Source organism: Desulfosporosinus sp. BICA1-9, assembly GCF_000802135.1.
Map to the genome: position 1 here is coordinate 1 of NZ_JUEE01000067.1, position 19,607 is coordinate 19,607.

Sequence of the window (19,607 nt, forward strand, 5' to 3'; positions counted from 1 at the left end):
TTTTTGTGTCGAATTTTGTGAGTTGGGGTTAGACAAAACTAAACTCGTATTCATTAAGGGGGTAATAGCGTTATTATGAGTTATCAAATCGAAGGTGCCATCGTTAAGGAACAGGATATTACTTTTGCTATTGTTGTGGTTAAACCTCATATAATCCAGAGCAGTAGTGAAACTAAAGAAGCCAGAAATGCTTATAGTCATGTTTTTCCAGATATGCCAATCATCCTAATGGGCAAAGACTCGCAAGGAAAAGCTACTTACAATGGTCAAAAAGAAATAGTGCGTTTTCTTGCGCAAACAGATCCGCGCAGAATTCCATGGAGGCGTTATATAATTACTTAATTAGTTTTCGGACATAGTAACTGTTTTCCCACCGCTTAGCAAGGTTTCTTAATCATCATTTTTTATTTTCAATCTGTTTTAGCCATTTAAATCCTTCTACACATTTTAATATAGTGTCTTAAACTACACATTTTAATATAGTGCCTTAAACTTACAAAATACAAAGTCCCTAGTCTTCATGGCTAGGGACTTTGGCTTATCATTATGGAGGCATTGCGGAACGCCTGTATAGGATCTGGCTAAAATAGTCTACTTACTGGAATCACACATTCTGGTATATCGTTATGTGGAGAATTTATCGGTGATACCTCATACGCAACCATCCCTTCCGCCGGAGAAGGCCTCAACAACCCTTTAACTTCGCGGCTAGAGGTAACATCCGCATCCAGCCAAAGCGACTCCATATTCTGTGGCAATATCACAGGCATTCTGTTGTGTATTGGTTCCATCAACTTATTAGGCGTAGTCGTAATGATCACACAGGAGTTTATAGTTTGGCCTGTCGGTGACAACCAAGAATCCCACAGACCAGCGAAAGCAAATGGTCTGCCATCTTGCAGCGTGATTCTAAAGGGTTTCTTGACACGACCTTCTTTTTTCCACTCGTAGAAACCGTCTGCCAAGACCAGACAACGCTTTTGCTCAAGCGACTTGCGAAAACTCGGCTTTTCCTCCAATGTTTCCGCTCGGGCATTAATCAACTTGCTCCCGATACTCATATCTTTTGCCCAATAGGGTATCAAGCCCCATCTTAACATCAGTAAGCGATTGCAGCCATTTTGTTGGATCACTACAGGAACTGTTTGAGATGGAGCAATGTTATAGCGTGGCCCAAACTCAAATTCGAGTTGAACTAGGTCAAAACGTTCCTTAATGTCTTCAGGTTTGGAAAAGGAATATCGGCCACACATAAGCTTTCGCCCTTTCTCGGTGATGAATACCCTATGAATGTCCCTCTTAATTTGGTCAGTTATTCTCTTCCCCATCTCTCAAGATAGTTTCCTTGTATTTTATTTTTCGGGTATAGTCCTTATTAGATTTATGGGGGCGAGTACCCGTATTGAAGAGAGACCTTGTTCTTGCCTTCCGGACTAGCTTAGATTTCTTTTTCATTTTTTCCTCCCAGAAACTTTAATACGGGTTCCAATAGGACCTTGTATGTATTAACATAAGTATAATACAGTTGGGATAAAGTTTGTAGGAGTGATAATGTGCAACCAATCAAGGATAAAGAGCTTGTCTATGCAATTTTACTAAAGGATGGTTCATATTGGTTAGGTGGAGGAATCAGTAACAAAGTTAAATTGCGAACGACCATTAATTTAAGTATGGCAGCTTATCTCTCCTTCGATAACGCTAGCGGTTATGCAGAACAAATTAGAGGTAAGCGTATAAATTGCGAAGTAGTCCAAGTCCAAATATCAGTCGTTGAATAATTATATGAATAATTCCGGTTCTCTTCGCGAGGCATACTCGATTTCTAATTCCTGTTTGTGTCTTAAATAATCTTTATCATCAAAATACTTTGCTTGGTTAGGACATTTCTTGATACACGCGCCACATTTAATACAAATTCCATTTAAAATAGAAACATCTTCGAAATTAATGGAACCCATAGGACAGACCTTGACACAAAGTTTACAGTCAATACAATTACTATTCGTTTTTGGAGCAACCTTTCTAATATCCACAGGACTACCATCTTTATCTTTAGGCATATAGTGTTTCCTATAGGGTTGATTTCCATTTACCACTAAAGTCTGAATTCCCTCAAGAGTTGTTAATTTTACGTATATTTGATCGGCAAACTCACCGACAATGTTCATGTCTTTTTCATCCGGTCTGTTTGCGGCAAGAGTTATCGAAAATGAGTGTTCTCCAATAAATGCTCCTCCTGCAATAACTTTAAAACCGTTAAATTCAAGAATATCTTTTAATTCTATTAAAGCATCGTCATAGTTCCTGTTGCCATAAACAACTACAGGGATTGCTAAGGCACCATTACCTTTAATAACATTTAAATAGTTTAACAAAACATTAGGCACTCTTCCTGCATAGACTGGAACTCCAATAATGACTACATCTTCTTCTGAAAAAGATACTGGCTTTAACCTAGCTTCCGGTAATGTAAAATCGATATTGTCTATGGTTATTTCCCTATCCATATTCTCTGAAATTCTTTTTGCTATTCTAGCTACTATTTTTTCAGTTGTACCTGTCGCGCTAAAATACATGGTATTAATAGTCTTTTGCATGGCAAGACCCTCCTTAAATTTCATACCACCGGCCTTAGACAAATGAGTCCACAACACACTTCTTCAACATAGGAATCGTCTTTACGCCTAATTGGCTTTGAAAGAAAGGTTGTCCTTTCTTTCAACATTACTATATTACACCTGAACCGCGAAACATGGTGAAAAATGAATTGTAGACAAAAACCAACCCCTACACTTCTTAAGTATAGGGGAGAGCAAATTCCTTTATTCTTACCTGATTGCAGATTAAAACCTTTGTATAAAGTACACAACCACGTTATCAACTCCGACCAGCTTCCACACCAGGTCTTGTGAAACTCACTTAACTGCAGCAAAATACCATTTCACCAAGTTGAACCCCTAAATTTTCCGCTACAATCTCACATTTGGCCCGCAGTAGGAAATACAGCCTTCTATCCTCCTTGCCAAGCGCTTCTAAAGATTCATAATTAGCCTGCCCTTTACTGATCACTAGGTCAGCCTTTTCAAAGGCCTGTTTGAATTCGTCAGAGCAATCTTTCAGAATTGTCCCTAAAAAACCACTGCCATTTGAAATTACGCGGATTTGCTCTGTCATGCCTACATAAACCGCATCTTCCATCGTGGCATCATTTAAAATCGGTTGGTCCTTAACGACATAGGTCACCTCGATCCCCAATTCGGACAGCTGCTCAGCTAATAGCCTATCGAAAGCAATTTCTCCGCTGTTATCACCGAGAATTAATATCTCCCGGGCTTCTAATAGTCTTTGCTGGAAAGATGCATAATCATCGCGGGCAAAATTCTTATCCATGGCCTCCTGAATACTCTCCTCAACATCAAAGTCTTTCAGGATGCCCATATCGATAATATTCCCGGCAACTGCGATTTGCAGAGACATAAAGAGTGGATCTGTACTTTGGCGAATCTTCTCTTTTAATTGGGGCAGAAGTTTCAGAGCCAATTCATTGGACTCCTTCTTAGCACTATGAAAAGGATCCTCGATTCCCAACAGCTCATTGACCTTTCTAAGAATAATAGTCGAGTTCTCTGCAGGGGTTCCTTGCGGGTCTAATTGAGGAATCAGGGACAGAGTCTGATGGATGATTTCTCTCGCTTTTTCCTCAACGATTTCAGTCTGTGCTAAAGTATTGATTGTTTGCTTTATATAGCAAGGAATACAATCCAGGGCAACGTTCACAAGCAGGATCCTCCTCGTCAGTTATTTTTCTTCCACTTTGTGCGGTTTGCTTCCAGAACAAAAGGCACCTTTGCAAGCATCCTCAATACTCATATCGTGATACTCTTTGACATCAACGATTTTAAATGCGTCCTTTGTTCCATCCTATAGATTATATGATTAATCCTTACTTCGCAATTTCCAAAATGAAATATACCATCTTTTGCATCAATACAACAGGGCAGTCTATAAAAGAAGACTGCCCACTCTATATTTGTTGTCCTGAAACTCTATGCTATGATGAAAGGGACTAACAAGATCGTGACTTATGTAATTGAGGTGCCACCGTGAAGAAAACCATTGGACTATTTGCCCATGTCGATGCAGGCAAGACTACTTCTTTTGAAAAATCTGTAGCGTCCTTTAATTCCTCAAGTTCATTTTTTAATGCTTCGGCTTCTTTTACTTTTTGTTCTGCGTTTTTAATTGCTTCAGCATCCCCTGTTTTTTTAGCCACTTCCAGCCTTTGTTTTGCCTTCTCAAGTTCCTTTTTCACTGCCAAAAAAGCTTCCTTAGTTGCATAGAAAACATTAACCGCTGCAATCTCTTTATCTTTGTTACCTAAGGCGTTTTCAATAGCACCCTTAGCTTCTTCTGGAACCTTATCCAGAATTGTATTTAAGATTTCCCCGCTTCTTTTATACGATTCATTGAGATTCGCTACAGTCTGTACCGCTTCATCCTTCGCTCTCATTGCGTTATTTATATGTGCTGTTGCTGAGGCCAGCATTTTAACGTATTCATCTGTTGCTTTACTTACAAGCTCTTCTTCGCCTTTGTTAGCCATAAGAACTACTTCAGCAGCTCTCTCAATGGCAAATTGCGCCATAAGTTGCGCGAGTTTTTCCTCACTTCGTGTAATCGCAATCTGAAGCTCTTCAATTCTCCGTTCTAAGCTATAAAAATTGGAGTCAGGTAGAACACCTGCTGATTCCTCAATTTCCTTTAAACTTACTACTGTTGTTAATACTTGATCGTTACTTGTTGCCGTACCAGGCATTGAAGTTACATCACTGTTTGCATACACATTTCCAGTTGCTCCGGTTAAAAAAATAGCTAAAGTCATCGCCGCAATCTTTTTTCTCATTAAATAGTCCTCCTTAAGTTTTCTACTTAGTAATTCGGTTAAACTATCTTGTTTAAATGGGTGCAATAGCAAACAGGCATATTTATAACTAGGCCAACCTCTTTCACCTGACCCTGTCCTAAGTATGAGTATCACCCGTACGCATAGAACAATAGCCCCAGCATTTCAGGATGCTAGGGCTATTGTCTTTACTTCTCAGCTTTGTAATTTGTATCTGAGTAAATTGGTTGGACCGTGTTTTTCTGCGTATTTAGACTAAACTATCATTTAACTGTAATATTCAAATATTGGAGTTCAACCAGCTTCCTTAAAGCAATAACGCGTATTTTTTGTACGCGACTAGTACGAAGGACCTACTTAATTGGGGACCTTATTCCCTACATGCCTAGAAAAGTGGATTATGCAGATCAGTTGATTTATAATTGCCAAGTATTAATATTGGTTTTAGGTTATTTGAAGGAGTGTCTTATTGATGCGACAAGTAAGTGTGAACAGTCTTAAATTAGGAGATATGATGGGTCGGACGATTTATTCCGGACAGGGTCGAGTATTGTTGGGACGAGGAGTCCTTCTCACTTTACCTTACATTGCTCGATTAAGAGAGCTAGGAATAAGTATTGTCTACATTGATGATGAAGAAACGCGTGATATTATTATCGAGGATGTTGTATCAGAGGACCATCGTCGAGAAGCGATCATATCCTTCGAACAGTCGAGTCAAGCCGTCAGGCTGGGTAAAGATTTTAATGGCTTTGAAGTAAAAAGGGCCATTAACAATATTGTAGAAGATATTCTATACCAGAAAGAAATTTTTTTAAGCCTTGTGGATATGCGCAGTTTCGACAACCAAATGTTCTCACACGCGGTCAGTGTATGTGTGCTTGCTACAGTTATAGGTAAGGCTCTAGGGTTAGATAGGACGAACTTGGAGGCTCTGGCCATCGGTGCTTTACTGCATGATATCGGCACAGTAAAACTGCCGAAACAGCTTATACACAAAAGAGTTCCCTTATCATCTCAGGAAACTTCTCATTATCAAACTCACACTGTGAATGGCTTTGAGATTATAAAAGCTAAACGCGAGCTCAGTCTTTTAAGTGCCCATGTCGCTTTACAACACCATGAACGGATAAATGGCAGCGGATATCCCCGTCAATTGAACGGGAAGCGTATTCATCACCTAGCTCAAATTGTCGGTCTTGCTGATTTTTACGATAACTTGGTGAATGGAGCGCCTGGACATCAGAAAGTATTACCGCATGTGGCTTGCGAGATTGTAATGGGGAGTTCGGGAATACTTTTTCACCCAGATCTGGTTGTGATGTTCTTAAAACATGTGGCTGCCTATCCAACTGGATGTACAGTTAAACTCAATACCGGAGAAGTTGGTATTGTTGTGGATCAGAATAAAAGTCTACCAATGAGACCGATTATCAGGGTTTTAGCAGGTGATGTTACTTTAAGTGCCTCTGTTAAAGCCAGAGAGTATAATCTTGTGGAGATGAATACCACTTTTATTGAGAATATCTTAGAATAAGGCACAACCATTGCCGAGCATGAATAATCTTCTATAAAAACTTTTCAATTCCTGTTTTTGGAAAGATACTTTCTCGTATTTTTATTAATAGATGAATATTTGTTGTCAAATAATAAAAAAACGCCCGTTCAGGCGTTTCCTTTATAAATTTCGAGCAACTACAATTGATGGGTCTTTATCCTAATAAATACTCTTGAATCTCACTAAAAGAATTGCCAAAAGTAAATGCAGAAATTCTTTTCCCTTCAGCATACTTATGGTTTAAATTTTCGTTGTAAGTCTTCTCATAATAAGCAAGAATACTATCGAAATTCTCAACTTGATTTATTATTACTTCCGGCATCTCAAAGCCATCCTTCTCTATTAGGATTCCTACGAATCGGTAATCAAGTTCTTTAGCCCGTTCGAATGTATTGCTTAAATACTCAATTGTTAAGGATGCCATCTCTTTTTCTCCTTTTTTCTCTTTATTGGTCTCTTTTGAAGAATATCTCATATTGCCCAGTTCTGTAATGTCCAAATGTCCTATTTTAGATAGGACCAAAGCCCGATACTCCTTTAAAGTTAGGTTTATATACTAACCCAGAAGCTAAAAATTACACTTGATTTGCAATAGTTATCCAAAAGGAAAGCGCCTTATTCCAGGCGCTCATTAGTCTATCTTTTCATCCCCAAGATGTGCTCCGTAATTGAAGGCCAGATATAATGCCAGACAGATCAGATACGGAATTATAAACTTCATTTAAGCACCCACCTTCTTAATAAGCTAAGTATAATACTTTCCATCTTTCTCCATAATGTCCAAATAGCACATCTTAATAGGACTTTGGTCCAGTTTTTTTTGCTTTAAATTGTTTATTTAAGCATAAAAAGGATGATTTTTTAAGTTTATGAAAGTGGATGCTATTTAAGCTTTGGTTTTGCCTTTGTCTCCTCAAGAATGTTGTAATTAAGAATAACGTGATGAAACTAAACAGACAAAAGCTAACCACACGGATAGTCTTTTGTCTGTTTAGCTAAGGTCTTTTTGAAAAATCACAGCTGAGAATCATCTACCCCATCGAGCCAGTCTTCAATGACTTTAACTACGGATGTTATGCAGCCATCTTGAAATGGAGATACCAAATTGGCTAACTCAGTCAGTTCTAAAAACGATTGACTGCCCCCGGCCTGACAAAGCTTCAGGTAATCAGCCCAGGCCGATTCGCGATTTTCACGGGACCTTTTCCAGAACTGGAAGGCACAAATTTGCGCTAGGGTGTAATCAATGTAATAAAAGGGATCCCCAAAAATATGCCCTTGTTGATGCCAGTAACTACCTCGTTCCAGATAGTCGTTGTCTTCATAGTCGCGATGAGGCAGGTATTTCCTTTCGATCTCTCTCCAGGCTGCTTTCCTATCCTGTGGTGAAGCCCCTGGGTGAGCGTAGACAAAATGCTGGAATTCATCAACACTAACCCCATAAGGAATGAAGAGTAACGCATCGCTCAAGTGGGTGAATTTATATTTGTCAGCGTCTTCTTTGAAGAAAAGTTCCATCCACGGCCATGTAAAAAATTCCATGCTCATCGAGTGGATCTCACAGGCCTCATAAGTAGGCCAATGATATTCCGGTATTTGAAAGTTTTTACTACAATATACTTGAAAAGCATGCCCGGCTTCATGCGTCAAGACATCAATATCGCCAGATGTACCGTTAAAATTAGAGAAGATATAAGGTACCTGATATTGACTGATAAACGTACAATAACCGCCTCCTGCTTTACCCTTTTTACTAACCAAATCCATCAAGTCATTGTCCACCATAAACTGAAAGAATTCGCCGGTCTCTGTTGACAACTCGCTGTACATACGTTGTCCATTGTTCACAATCCATTCTGGATTCCCTTGAGGCAAAGCATTACCAGTTTGAAAATTAAACTTCTCATCATAATAAGGCAGAGTCGCCGACCCCAACCGTCTCCTTTGTCGTTCCCGTAGTTTACTGGCCGCCGGAACAATAGAGTCTTTGACTTGCTTACGGAAGTTTGCCACCATATCTGGTGTGTAGTCTGAGCGAAGCATTCTCGCATACCCAAGCTCAATGAAGTTTTTGAACCCTAACTTCTCGGCCATTCGTGTTCGAACTTTAACCAAACCGTCATAGATTTCGTCCAGCTTCACTTCATTAGCAGTAAAGAAAGCGTATTTGGCGGCATTGGCTCGTTTCCGCATGTCTCGATCAGTCGATAACTGAAATGGTACCAAGCCAGGTAGATTTCTCTCTTCCCCTTCAAACATTATCTTAGCCGAAGCAATGAGCTTGGTATAGTCACTGGAAAGTTTGTTTTCCTGTTGTAAGTCTTCAATAATTTCTGGGGCAAAGGTTTTAAGGGTTAGATCAGCTTTGACAAAAAGCTGTTTTCCCCACTTTTCTTCTAAGCCCTGTCTGAATTTCGAATTGACCAAAGACCGATAATATCGGGAAATCAAACCCTGATAAATCGGAGTTCCTTCGTCAAAAAAATTCTGTTCCTCCTCGTAAAATGGGTCAGTCGTATCGATTGTATGGCGTATAATCACAAGCTGCTCCATCGACTCAAATTCACTTCTTAACTCATTAATCGCTACCATCAGCAGGTCCTGTTGTTCCACATCTTCAGCCAGATCAAATTTAGCTAATAGCCCAGTAAACTTGGTTTCCACTTCCAATAAATTCGGACGTTGATAAGTAAACTCCTTAAACTTCATGGTATCACCTTCCTTAGGCTTTTTTATAGTCAATATTTCACGGATTCTAATTTTCATTCGACAAAATCAAAACGGGCCTTTAAACCCTCGCTTGTAACTGCATGTTTTTCGGGACGGGTGGTTAAAGTAAGAAAAGGCTCTTAAGCAAGGAGGGTAATTATGGATAAGGTAGAGAAAATACACGATACACAGGAGAAAGCCGCAGAAAATAAGAAGCATCAAGGTAAAGGGAATCCAGGCAAAAAGTTACCCAATAAGCAGCACAGTACCAATAAATAACCTTTCAAGGAACCATGATCTTTGTCGATCATGGTCCTTTTCACTAAAAGACGTAGTTGAGGGATAGCAAGGCTTTCCTCAGTGGTAGTGCGGAGCGGCATGGGGGCCTGACTAGTATAGAAAAAGAGGTGTGAATTGCCACACCTCCTCAATTTAGAAATACTTTTCACGATCTATTCCTGAAACAAGTAAAGCTGCAGTAAAACCCATACTGCCTCGAATACCATAAAAATATTGCCAAATGAGCTTAAGGACCAGCGGAACGGATATCGGCTGAAACGTCCCTAAATTTAGCAAAATTCTGGCGGAAGCTCTCCGCGAGAGAGTGTGCAGTTTTGTCATAAGCCTCAGTATCTTCCCAAGTATTACGTGGAGTTAAGATTTCAACTGGCACCCCAGTTACCTCTTCTGGAATGAGAATGCCAAAGACAGGATCAGGACTATATCCAACCTTCTCTAACTCTCCATTTAAAGCAGCTGTTATTATAGCTCTGGTATAAGCCAGGTTCATGCGTTTACCAACTCCATACGGTCCACCGGACCAGCCAGTATTCACTAAATATACCTTAGAATGATGTTCATCGATGCGACTTCCCAACATTTCCGCATAAACGGCTGGGTTTAATGGTAGGAATGGTTCCCCGAAACATGTAGAAAATGTGACTTGGGGTTCAGTGACTCCCCGCTCGGTACCAGCGAGCTTTGATGTGTAACCCGATAGAAAATGATACATGGCTTGCTCTTTGTTAAGTTTCGCGATCGGCGGTAATACTCCAAAGGCATCCGCGGTTAAAAACACAACCACACTGGGATGGCCGGCCAGACCCGGTATTAAGGCTTTATCAATATAAGTGACAGGATAACCGGCTCGTGTGTTTTCAGTAAGAGAGTTGTCACTGTAATCTGGCTCCCTAGAATCAGTATTTACAATAACATTCTCAATAACTGTCCCGAACCGAATGGCGTTCCAAATTTGAGGTTCCTGCTCTTGAGATAGGTTAATGCATTTAGCATAGCAACCTCCTTCAAAATTGAAGACTCCGTTTCTGGACCAACCGTGCTCATCATCGCCAATCAGATTGCGCTGGGGATCAGCTGACAGAGTGGTTTTGCCCGTGCCTGAAAGACCAAAGAAGAGTGCCACATCCCTGTCGGCTCCGACATTTGCCGAGCAATGCATAGGTAATACTTCACGAAAAGGCATTAAGTAATTAAGTACACTAAAAATTGATTTTTTCATTTCACCGGCGTACTCTGTACCCCCTAAGATAATTACTTTTTTCTCAAGGGAAAGAATAATATATGCCTCTGAGTTAGTGCCGTCAGTTCCCGGATCGGCTGTGAGCCCTGGCGTACAAATCATGGTGAATTCAGGTTGATGCTCCTCCAATTGGTCAACGGTTGGTCTGATAAATAACTGCTGAACAAAGATGTTATGCCAGGCATACTCATTAATCACTCTTATTGGTATACCGTATTTGGCATCTGCTCCAGCGAACCCGTCAAATACAAAATACTCCTTTGTTTCTAAATAGTCCAGAGCTCGTCGGTATAGGTTATCAAAACACTCTGGGCTGATCGACTTATTAACACTTCCCCAAGCAATTTGATCATGAACAGAAGCCTCGTCTACAATAAAGCGGTCTTTTGGTGAGCGGCCTGTATAGTTTCCAGTAGTGCAACAAAGTGCTCCTGTATTAGAGAGTATTCCTTCCTTTCGCTCTAAGGCAATTTCGATTAGTTTACTTACAGGCAAGTTCCTGCCAAGAGGAGACTTTTTAGCGAACAGGTGATTTACACGGGAACTGGTGTCCATCTGTATTACCCCCCCAGATATCAAAAATGCATCAACAAACAAACTACGATCTGTGTTTCTAAACCATTTGCTGACATTCTAGAATTAATCACTCTATTGGTTATATTATCAGATATAGCCTATCTTTTCCAAGTGTTTTTACTTAGGAAAAATAAATTATTTTATGGGTCAATCCCTACTACGAGACAGTAAGGCGAACTTTTATTAAGACTTAAAAGATAATGAAATAACTAAACAACCGCAGAAACTGAAGGGTCCTATGATAGGAGTTAAGCTAATTTCAATATTTCAGTTTACCTAAACGTTAGGTAATAATAATTCCTATAATTCGTTCTAGGTTATTTCCATCAATTTAGGTCTAGCGCATGAAAAATGCTTAAGTATTAAGTCCTCGCTGTACCAGAACTAAGTTTAAGGTTAGTTTGCGCGTTAATGGACTCTGAACTAACCTTTTTTATATGCTCATTTAGTGAAACGCTACATAAGAGAATCTAAATGAAACTTTTCTAAATATTATAACTTTCTATTTAGATTATTCATTAGTGAAAATAAACTCAATTATTGAAAATATTTTTGATTTAGTATACTATATGTCTACACACATATCTGATTTTTTTTTGGCCTTACTGGTATGATAGGTCAACCATTCAACGGTTCTAAATCATCATTGAATGGTTCCTATTTTTGAAAGGGGGTGATCAGTTCAAATTCTCCATTAAGCATTTATTTTAGCTAATAAAAAAAAATTAGGAGGTTTCTTAATGAGCAATGGATTATTAGCCCTTCTTTCCTTACTCCCTATTGCTGTTGTTGGATTATTTCTTGTAGGGTTGAAATGGCCCGCAAGCAAAGCTATGCCGATCTCGTATGTCACAGCAGTGGTACTCGCACTTTTTGTTTGGAAAATCCCCGGTGCTCAAGTAGCTGCAGCATCTGTTAACGGAGTTATTGTTGCTGGTACACTCTTATACATCATTTTTGGTGCCATTCTTCTCTTAAATACATTACAAGAAAGTGGAGCAATTCAGGCCATTCGCAGAGGCTTCACCGGAATCACCGCCGATCGAAGAATTCAAGTTATCATTGTGGCTTGGCTCTTTGGTTCCTTTATTGAAGGTGCATCAGGATTCGGTACTCCTGCTGCGGTTGCTGTTCCTTTGATGGTCGGACTTGGCTTCCCTGCTATGGCTGCCGTCGTCGCTGGAATGATGATTCAGAGTACCCCGGTTTCTTTCGGAGCGGTTGGAACACCCATGCTCGTCGGAGTCAGCACAGGACTTAAAACTCCTGAATTACAAGCTTATGCCGCCTCTTTAGGATTTACCGACTGGAATACATTCATTGGAGTAGCCGTCGCGACCAAAGTTGCTTTCCTTCACTTTGCTGCAGGTGCCCTTATTCCTCTCTTCGTCGTGGCTTTCATGACCCGCTACTTTGGTAAAAACAGATCCTTTAGTGAAGGCCTTAAAATTTGGAAATTTGCACTTTTCTCAGCCTTCTCCATGACTATTCCTTACCTTATCACAGCTAACTTGCTCGGACCCGAGTTCCCCTCCATTTTTGGTGGACTAACTGGTCTCGCAATTGTCGTTACTGCTGCTAAGAATGGCTTCCTCATGCCTAAAGGAGAAGCTTGGGATTTCGAAGCAAAAGACAAATGGGAACCCGAATGGTCTGGTGCGATCGAGATTAAGGATATCTCCGCTAAGACTAGGATGAGCGGTCTAATGGCTTGGATGCCCTATATCCTCGTTGGTTCTTTCCTTGTTCTCTCTCGACTCTCATTCTTACCTATATTAAAATGGTCCAAGCTTTGGACTGTTTCTTGGCCTAAAATTTTCGGAACAGGCATCTCAGCCTCCTTCCAACCTCTTTATTTACCCGGTACCATCTTTATCCTGGTTTCCCTCATTACGTACATCATCCATAAAATGGATGGGAAAGCTTATGCTAGAGCATGGAAAGCCTCCGCAATAACGATGCTGGGCGCAGGTTCCGCCCTCATCTTCACAGTCCCCATGGTTCAAGTGTTCATGAATTCAAAAGGTGGAGCAGCTGGACTTAATAGTATGCCGATTATGCTTGCAGAAGCGGTTGCTGGTTTAGCTGGATCAGCATGGCCAATCTTTGCTCCTTTGATTGGTGGACTTGGTGCATTCGTTGCTGGAAGTAACACGGTTTCCAACATGATGTTCTCCTTGTTCCAGTTCGGTGTAGGGGAACGAATTTTAGTAGACCCAACTTGGATCGTAGCACTGCAAGCAGTGGGTGGAGCCGCAGGAAATGTCATCTGCGTACACAACGTTGTCGCCGCTTCAGCTGTTGTAGGTCTGCTTGGCAAAGAAGGCTATGTTATCCGTAAGACAATGGTCGTCTTCGCATATTACGCTTTACTCCCAGGTGCGCTTGGTTATTCGATTCTCTATACTGCACAAAGAGGGTTCTTCAATGCCGGAACGATTATTGTTGCAGCGATATGGGCTGGTGTAATCTATATTCTTGCAACGAATAACAGTAGACTTGCAAAACTTCCAAAATAACTCTTTTAGACTAATAACAGATCATTCAAAAGGCTCCTCAGTTCACAGTGAACTGAGGAGCCTTTTTTAATAAATAAATAAATTGTCCGCCAAGTTGTCACTCTTAACATAATTTCCAGCAACCGTCGACATTATTTTCCATCGAGAATACAATTTTATGTTATAATTTAGCAAAGAATTCTGTATTAGAAAGGAAGCAAAACTATGCGGGTTTGGTTTATAGTTTCATTATTCTTCTCAATGCTAGTCGCTATATTTGCAGTATTAAATTCTAATGTAGTACTTATAAAACTTTATTGGGTTGATTATGAACTATCACAATCCTTAGTTATTCTCTTATCTGCATTTCTTGGAGCATTGACGGCAACATTTTTAGGGTTTTTCAGTAAGATTAAGTCAGCTTTAAAAATACGAGAATTAAATATTGCTGTAAAGATTTTAGAAGAAAAAATCAGCGAATTAAATAATCAAACTCCCCTACTCAAAAACAGTGACTCAAATATTCTATTAAAGGACTCAGACTCTGACACTGCCACTGAAACTGAAACTGAGCAAAAATAGAAGCCTGCTTTGACTATGTTTGAGAACGGCCCTAGGATGCCTCGCTCCAACGATCGGGAGACTTATCCCCCTTGGACCAGATCTTCGCTTAATCCTGGTCCAGCCTTAGCTACTACGAGCCACTTCTTTTGTGGACGAAGGCAGTGCTGTTAGGATACATCGCACAGTAACCGCTAAAAGCACTATGAAACCACCTAGCATGGCTAAAAGTCCTGGAGCTTCGCCTAACAACAAAAATACCCAGACCGGATTCAAGAGTGGTTCGATAACAGGTATAAGAATTGCTTCCAAGGCTGTTACATGCTTTATAGCCTTAGAAAATAGAATGTAGGGTATCCCTAGCTGGACAATACCTAAAATCATTAAGTACACCCATCCAGATGTATCAGGTACAGCTTGGGTTAAAAATGGGAGCCCGATTGCTGCGGTGATTATATTGCCGAGCAATACAGATTCTAACGGAGACCCGTCCTTTTGCATGCGCATGAAAATAATAAATAATGCGAAGCTGACACCGCTCGCTGCCGCAATGCCATTCCCCAGAATACTCTTAGTACTTAGATTATCTAAAAAAAACAAGACCATACCGCCCATAACGAGAAAAATCGTGATCCAGTCCAATAACTTTGTTTTTTCTTTTAATAGCCATGCACTAAATAAGGCAACATAGATTGGTGCGGTAAATTGAAGCAGAACAGCGTTTGCAGCAGTCGTCGTTTTGGTTGCTGTAACAAACAAAATCGAGGTCGCGGCATAGGCTAAAGCTGCCCCAATTTGAGCATAAGACCAAGTAAGCTTAGGTTTTTTTAGTACTAGAAGGAATAAAACCACCGCGATAGCGCTTCTTGAACCTGCAATAGCCAGTGGATTAGTATCGACAGACTTTATAAGTAATCCCCCGAGACTCCACAATGTTGCGGTTACAGCTAAAAGCAGTAAAGCCCTTGGCCTTTCTTTCGGACAAATCGAACTATCCGTGTCAATCATCATAACCCCCCGCTAACGTATACTAATACCAAAGGTGCTTTTAGCTTCTGGAAAGCATTATACTATAAAACGCATTAATAAGATTCATATCGTTGAAAGAACTTTTTTTAACCCTAGAGTGAACTCGTTCAGCTAAAGCTGAACATCGAGACTTCGGTGACGAAAGTTTCCTGTGACGATAGTCTCCAGTGGAGAGTATCGCCGAAGCAGCGATCCCAAAAGAAATGCTTACCGGCGTAGGATAGAGTATCGCCGAAGCACATGGCCCTTAACGAATACGATCGCGCTGAGGATAGGTTTCGCCGAGCCGCCTAATCCCAAAAGGAATACTTCGCGGCGAAGGAGACATTAGTCTCCGGTGGAGACTAATGCCGAAGGGCTAACCCCAAAAGAACACTGTAGTCCGTAGGATATCTACCCCCACCGAAGCAGAATAAGGAACACCCACTTACAAGAAGTGGGTGTCTCGGAATTGATTAAGTAGCAATCCATTACTAAGTCCTACACTCAAGAACGATTAAAAGGGATAAGAAAAACCGAAGGGTTTATCATTTCCCTTTTAGCACTTGTTGCCATAGAGACCTTAAATTTATCTACGCAGAGTTGTCAAACCCTAAGACCTTATTAAAGAAGGTAGGAGATCTCTTGTCGTACGTGGTTAAAACTAAAGTTTGCTAAGTTTATTTAAGCAAACTTTAGTTTTAAGCTTATGTACTAATTCTACTTAATTTCTAGTGTACAAAAAACGGTTTGACATCCTCTAGGGCCTTTTTTAGGCCTTCAATGGCCTGCTCACTCATTCTCCCAGAGTTAACCATCCTTTGGATTAGCTCTTCAGGGGTAATATTCTGCGTTTTCATGGTTGTAATGATCTCTTTCTCATCTTTGGTTAAATCCTTCCATTCTCGCATAGTAACACCTCCGCTTAAAGTTAAACAGTTGCCTGTTTAGTGTCTAGCATTTGAATTGTGGTATTTTTCTATGCACTTTAAGTTTTAGTAGACCATTTTAGATGTTTTAGAGATCCAGATTAGATAATTTCCTTTTAGCTAGCTTTTCTTTTAGATCCTTGAAATCTTGATCGATGAATCGATGCCTGATACGTCTTACATCAAATTTGAAAACTTTGAAGGTAAATTGAATAATATATCCTAAGACGATGGCCATGATTAAGGTTCCAATCCCTACAAAACCACCTAGCAGATAACCTACCATAAGTGCACTTAATTCAATAGCATTCCGTATAAACCGCACAGATTTACCGGTCTTTTTTGTTAAGGCAATCATTAAACCATCTCTTGGTCCGGAACCCAGTTCTGCACTAATATAAAAATAACTGGCAACCCCGATGACAACCATCCCCAAAAACATCATTACTACACCTAGTATTATTCCATGAACAATCGGAATAATATGGTTTAGCATTAACAAATCTATGAAGAGCCCAATGAATAACATGTTGCATAAGGTTCCCCACCCAAGTCGTTCTCCTAGAACAGAGTTGAAAATGACTAGGATTATCCCAACAGCAATGCTAGCCTCACCCATCGTAATGCTGATAAGCTTTGTCATACCCTGATGAAAAACATCCCACGGCGCCAAACCCAAGTTAGCATTAATCGTTAAAACAATTCCCACCGCATACAGAAAAATGCCGATGAATAACCTGACAACCTGTTTTACAATTTGTTTCACGACTTATCACCATAATCCTCTTCAAAATTGAACGTACTACTTACATAATCTCTCGGTAAGTGCGAGCTTACGCCAGCTTTAAAATGTTTAAGGAATACGTTAAAATATTCCCCCATAATCTGCTCTTGTTCTATCTCATCAGTCAACTTAAGAATTTCCATTGCAGCCTCAATAGTACATAGAGTACCTTCAACGCTCCCTCGTCGCAAGCTAAATTTAGATTCACAAGCAGGCTTAAGGGAAACAAGCGGTAAATCCTTTAAATAGTCGCTCTTCCGAAATATCCTTCTCGCTTCCTTCCATGTACCATCAATAAGAATAAATGCGCCGGCTCCTTCTTCAACCTTATTAACTGTTTTGGCCGCTAATTCCTCACTCTCTGCTGGAAACACTAAATAAGTTTTCCCTCGATGATTAGCGATATTTTCTAACAGTTTCAGTGAAGGATGGGTTCGTTCCCATAAAAAAATCTCAGTTGAGTTAGGATTTATTAACTTCAGCAACCTTCCCGTGCTTGAAGGCCTATATAATTCTCGCTTACTCGCAATGATCCAAAATTTCGCTTTAGTGTTGATGGGAGAAACAATCTTGCATATGCAAGTTAATACAGGCAAACCGCATCGGTTACAACTTTCATATAAGCGTGTTAACCGTTTTACCTTAAAAGACTCATCCATTTCTTACCTTCTCCTTAACAATCGTCCTCACATGGTTAGCAGTCATCATTCTGCGTCATTTTTTGAGAATATAATCCACCTCTTAATTCTCGCTATGTTAACCCTAGCACAGACTGCAACCGTTATCAACATAATCAAAAACAAGAGGAATGTTAACTAGTAAAATTGCCTTTTTTGTATATAAACATAAAAAATCCCCACGAAGGGGATTTGCGGAGACGGTTTTAAGTGCTTTTATCATAATTATAATTATTCTGTGTACTCATCAACGCTTGGTAAGGTCCGTAACAAGGATGGAATCATACCTACTAAAACTAAGATAATAATTAATTTCATTCTATATATACATCTCTTTCTCCATAATATAGTTCTGAGGTCCTTGATTGTATTTATCATAATCTATATTTGTTACCTTTCCGTGACCTTGATGTGAAGAATATGTGAAGTTTTCAGGTGCTTCAATAGTTCTCACCTTTTTTCATTTTGATGATCAAGTCATGATACTTATTTAAATCAATATCCAACCTCTGACTAGCAGCTAAGACTTCCGGATCAGTGAAAGATTTACCCTCTTTTATCTTAAGCATCTTAAAGCGTAATTCTTCGATTTGTTTTAATTTCCTGTCGAGTTCAGACACACATATCCCTCCCCCTTACTTGGGGATTAGTATGCCCGTTTTGCCTCTTTTTTCCCACAACTTAATGTCCTTTGATCTATAGCACCGTATTATCATTGAATCATAATGTTCATTAATAACCCTATCATTCTTTCTTGGAATTCCAGGGCCATAGACATAAACCAATCCCAGTAAGTACTAAAGTAACCCCAACCCAGTGATATAAGGCTAAACGTTCCCCGAGGAAAATGCAAGCTAATAATATCCCAAAAATGGGTGCCAGATTCCCAAAGATAGCGGCTTTTCCGCTGCCAATTCGGCTGATTCCCTCAAAATTTAACAAGACTGCTATCCCAGTAACGACACACCCCATATACAGTAAGACTAACATACTTGCGCCAGTAAAATGCCAGTTTGTGTGGAACATTTCCCATATTCCATAAGGTAACAAGAAAATTGTTCCGAAGAAGAGGGAATAGACACTGGTTACTAACGGTGAGAATTTTGTCATTACTCCTTCACCGAGGATTGAAAATAATGAGACACTTAGAATATTTAGCAGCATAACCAGATCACTCGGACTTAAGTTTAAAGTAAGCAGCCGAGTTAAAGACCCTTGAGCAATAACGACTAAGAGACCTGAAAAGGAAAGCGCAATTCCAAGCACTCGTAACTTTGAGGGAACGATTCCCCAGCCAAGGGCTAAGAGTGCAATGGTCATTGCCGGAGTTGTAGCGAAAAAAACAGACACATTTGTAGCTGAGTTATATTGTATTGACCATAAAAATGCCCCATAAGCGACCGTTATCCCGAGAAATCCCATCAGCGCAAAACGATATAAATCTTGCCTGCTCGGGGTAGTACTTTGACGTAGGGAACGCCGGGCTAACGGAAATAATACTAACAGTCCGAACAGCCCCCTCATAACAGCCAAAGCGACTGGTGGGATATCTCCTGCAATCAATCGAGCTGCTACAACATTCCCTCCGAAGAGCAGAGAGGAAAACAGGAGTATTATGTATCCACCAAGCTTAAGACCTTTTGTCTGAATATTAAATTGTTCAATCATTAACTAGCCCCATTTTTTATATTATTAAAGTAGATTTACAAGTATTATAACTTAATGGTTTGGAATTTCAGCAAAAAGACCCCGTGTTTCGGGGTTCTTTTTACTACAGTGGCCATACTCTTTTTTGTCTTTTTCATGTAGTCATTCATTTCCTATAAGTAGAATATTCTATCTATTAATAGAATACAACATAGTT

19 protein-coding genes are annotated in these 19,607 nt (G+C 40.0%); 6 read left to right on the top strand and 13 right to left on the bottom strand.

Going from position 1 to position 19,607, the window contains the following annotated elements:
• Positions 1-75: 75 nt before the first annotated feature.
• A complete protein-coding gene (locus tag JL57_RS08535) occupies positions 76-342 on the top strand; it encodes a hypothetical protein (RefSeq protein ID WP_034141633.1) in 267 nt (88 codons plus the stop codon).
• A gap of 239 nt (positions 343-581) precedes the next feature.
• Here the strand turns inward: JL57_RS08535 and JL57_RS08540 are convergent, their stop codons facing one another.
• Positions 582-1,253 (bottom strand): SOS response-associated peptidase, encoded by a 672-nt coding sequence (locus JL57_RS08540; RefSeq protein WP_034141647.1) that lies wholly within the window; start codon positions 1,251-1,253, stop codon positions 582-584.
• 300 nt (positions 1,254-1,553) lie between these two features.
• Between JL57_RS08540 and JL57_RS08545 the strand changes: the two genes are divergently transcribed.
• Positions 1,554-1,778, top strand: coding sequence for a hypothetical protein (locus tag JL57_RS08545; RefSeq protein WP_034141634.1), 225 nt, complete (start codon positions 1,554-1,556; stop codon positions 1,776-1,778).
• Here JL57_RS08545 and JL57_RS08550 read toward each other — a convergent pair whose 3' ends face one another.
• The 3 genes from JL57_RS08550 to JL57_RS08560 form a co-directional block, all read right to left on the bottom strand.
• A complete protein-coding gene (locus JL57_RS08550) occupies positions 1,779-2,597 on the bottom strand; it encodes an EFR1 family ferrodoxin (RefSeq protein ID WP_034141635.1) in 819 nt (272 codons plus the stop codon).
• Positions 2,598-2,919: 322 nt separating this feature from the next.
• Positions 2,920-3,777 carry a DUF89 domain-containing protein gene (locus JL57_RS08555; RefSeq protein ID WP_034141636.1) on the bottom strand — a complete coding sequence of 286 codons (858 nt, stop codon included), beginning with the start codon at positions 3,775-3,777 and terminating at the stop codon, positions 2,920-2,922.
• 289 nt (positions 3,778-4,066) lie between these two features.
• Positions 4,067-4,903, bottom strand: a complete 837-nt coding sequence (locus JL57_RS08560; protein WP_034141637.1) for a DUF5667 domain-containing protein — start codon at positions 4,901-4,903, stop codon at positions 4,067-4,069.
• 472 nt (positions 4,904-5,375) lie between these two features.
• On the opposite strand from JL57_RS08560, the gene JL57_RS08565 reads away from it, so the two are divergent.
• The gene (locus tag JL57_RS08565; protein ID WP_034141638.1) at positions 5,376-6,440 is read left to right on the top strand and encodes an HD-GYP domain-containing protein; all 1,065 of its coding nucleotides are present in this window, start codon (positions 5,376-5,378) and stop codon (positions 6,438-6,440) included.
• 175 nt (positions 6,441-6,615) lie between these two features.
• Here JL57_RS08565 and JL57_RS08570 read toward each other — a convergent pair whose 3' ends face one another.
• Both JL57_RS08570 and JL57_RS08575 read right to left on the bottom strand, forming a co-directional pair.
• Entirely contained in the window at positions 6,616-6,984 is a 369-nt protein-coding gene (locus tag JL57_RS08570; RefSeq protein WP_291299862.1) for a hypothetical protein, read from the bottom strand.
• A 491-nt stretch (positions 6,985-7,475) separates the two neighbouring features.
• Positions 7,476-9,170: a M3 family oligoendopeptidase gene (locus JL57_RS08575; RefSeq protein WP_034141639.1), complete on the bottom strand. Its 1,695-nt coding sequence runs from the start codon at positions 9,168-9,170 to the stop codon at positions 7,476-7,478.
• Between the two features lie 159 nt (positions 9,171-9,329).
• Here JL57_RS08575 and JL57_RS08580 point away from each other — a divergent pair, with 159 nt between their 5' ends.
• Positions 9,330-9,449: a DUF4023 domain-containing protein gene (locus tag JL57_RS08580; RefSeq protein ID WP_034141640.1), complete on the top strand. Its 120-nt coding sequence runs from the start codon at positions 9,330-9,332 to the stop codon at positions 9,447-9,449.
• 247 nt (positions 9,450-9,696) lie between these two features.
• Here JL57_RS08580 and pckA read toward each other — a convergent pair whose 3' ends face one another.
• Positions 9,697-11,265, bottom strand: a complete 1,569-nt coding sequence (gene pckA / locus JL57_RS08585; protein ID WP_045691343.1) for a phosphoenolpyruvate carboxykinase (ATP) — start codon at positions 11,263-11,265, stop codon at positions 9,697-9,699.
• 761 nt (positions 11,266-12,026) lie between these two features.
• Here pckA and JL57_RS08590 point away from each other — a divergent pair.
• Together JL57_RS08590 and JL57_RS08595 are read left to right on the top strand one after the other, a co-directional pair.
• Positions 12,027-13,805, top strand: a complete 1,779-nt coding sequence (locus JL57_RS08590) for an L-lactate permease (RefSeq protein WP_034141641.1) — start codon at positions 12,027-12,029, stop codon at positions 13,803-13,805.
• 204 nt (positions 13,806-14,009) lie between these two features.
• Positions 14,010-14,366, top strand: a complete 357-nt coding sequence (locus JL57_RS08595) for a lipopolysaccharide assembly LapA domain-containing protein (RefSeq protein WP_034141642.1) — start codon at positions 14,010-14,012, stop codon at positions 14,364-14,366.
• 105 nt (positions 14,367-14,471) lie between these two features.
• On the opposite strand, the gene JL57_RS08600 is transcribed toward JL57_RS08595, so the two are convergent.
• The 6 genes from JL57_RS08600 to JL57_RS08625 all read right to left on the bottom strand — a co-directional run bounded on the left by JL57_RS08600 (position 14,472) and on the right by JL57_RS08625 (position 19,411).
• On the bottom strand, positions 14,472-15,356 hold the full coding sequence (locus tag JL57_RS08600; protein WP_034141643.1) for a DMT family transporter: 885 nt from the start codon (positions 15,354-15,356) through the stop codon (positions 14,472-14,474).
• 728 nt (positions 15,357-16,084) lie between these two features.
• Positions 16,085-16,264 carry a hypothetical protein gene (locus tag JL57_RS08605; RefSeq protein WP_034141644.1) on the bottom strand — a complete coding sequence of 60 codons (180 nt, stop codon included), beginning with the start codon at positions 16,262-16,264 and terminating at the stop codon, positions 16,085-16,087.
• A 106-nt stretch (positions 16,265-16,370) separates the two neighbouring features.
• Positions 16,371-17,048, bottom strand: a complete 678-nt coding sequence (locus JL57_RS08610; protein WP_034141645.1) for a YitT family protein — start codon at positions 17,046-17,048, stop codon at positions 16,371-16,373.
• Complete coding sequence (locus JL57_RS08615; protein WP_045691342.1) at positions 17,045-17,725, bottom strand: tRNA-uridine aminocarboxypropyltransferase; 681 nt, start codon at positions 17,723-17,725, stop codon at positions 17,045-17,047. The genes JL57_RS08610 and JL57_RS08615 overlap by 4 nt, the downstream gene beginning before the upstream one ends.
• A gap of 458 nt (positions 17,726-18,183) precedes the next feature.
• The gene (locus JL57_RS08620; RefSeq protein ID WP_034141646.1) at positions 18,184-18,363 is read right to left on the bottom strand and encodes an aspartyl-phosphate phosphatase Spo0E family protein; all 180 of its coding nucleotides are present in this window, start codon (positions 18,361-18,363) and stop codon (positions 18,184-18,186) included.
• 124 nt (positions 18,364-18,487) lie between these two features.
• On the bottom strand, positions 18,488-19,411 hold the full coding sequence (locus JL57_RS08625) for a DMT family transporter (RefSeq protein ID WP_291299863.1): 924 nt from the start codon (positions 19,409-19,411) through the stop codon (positions 18,488-18,490).
• Positions 19,412-19,607 lie beyond the last annotated feature (196 nt).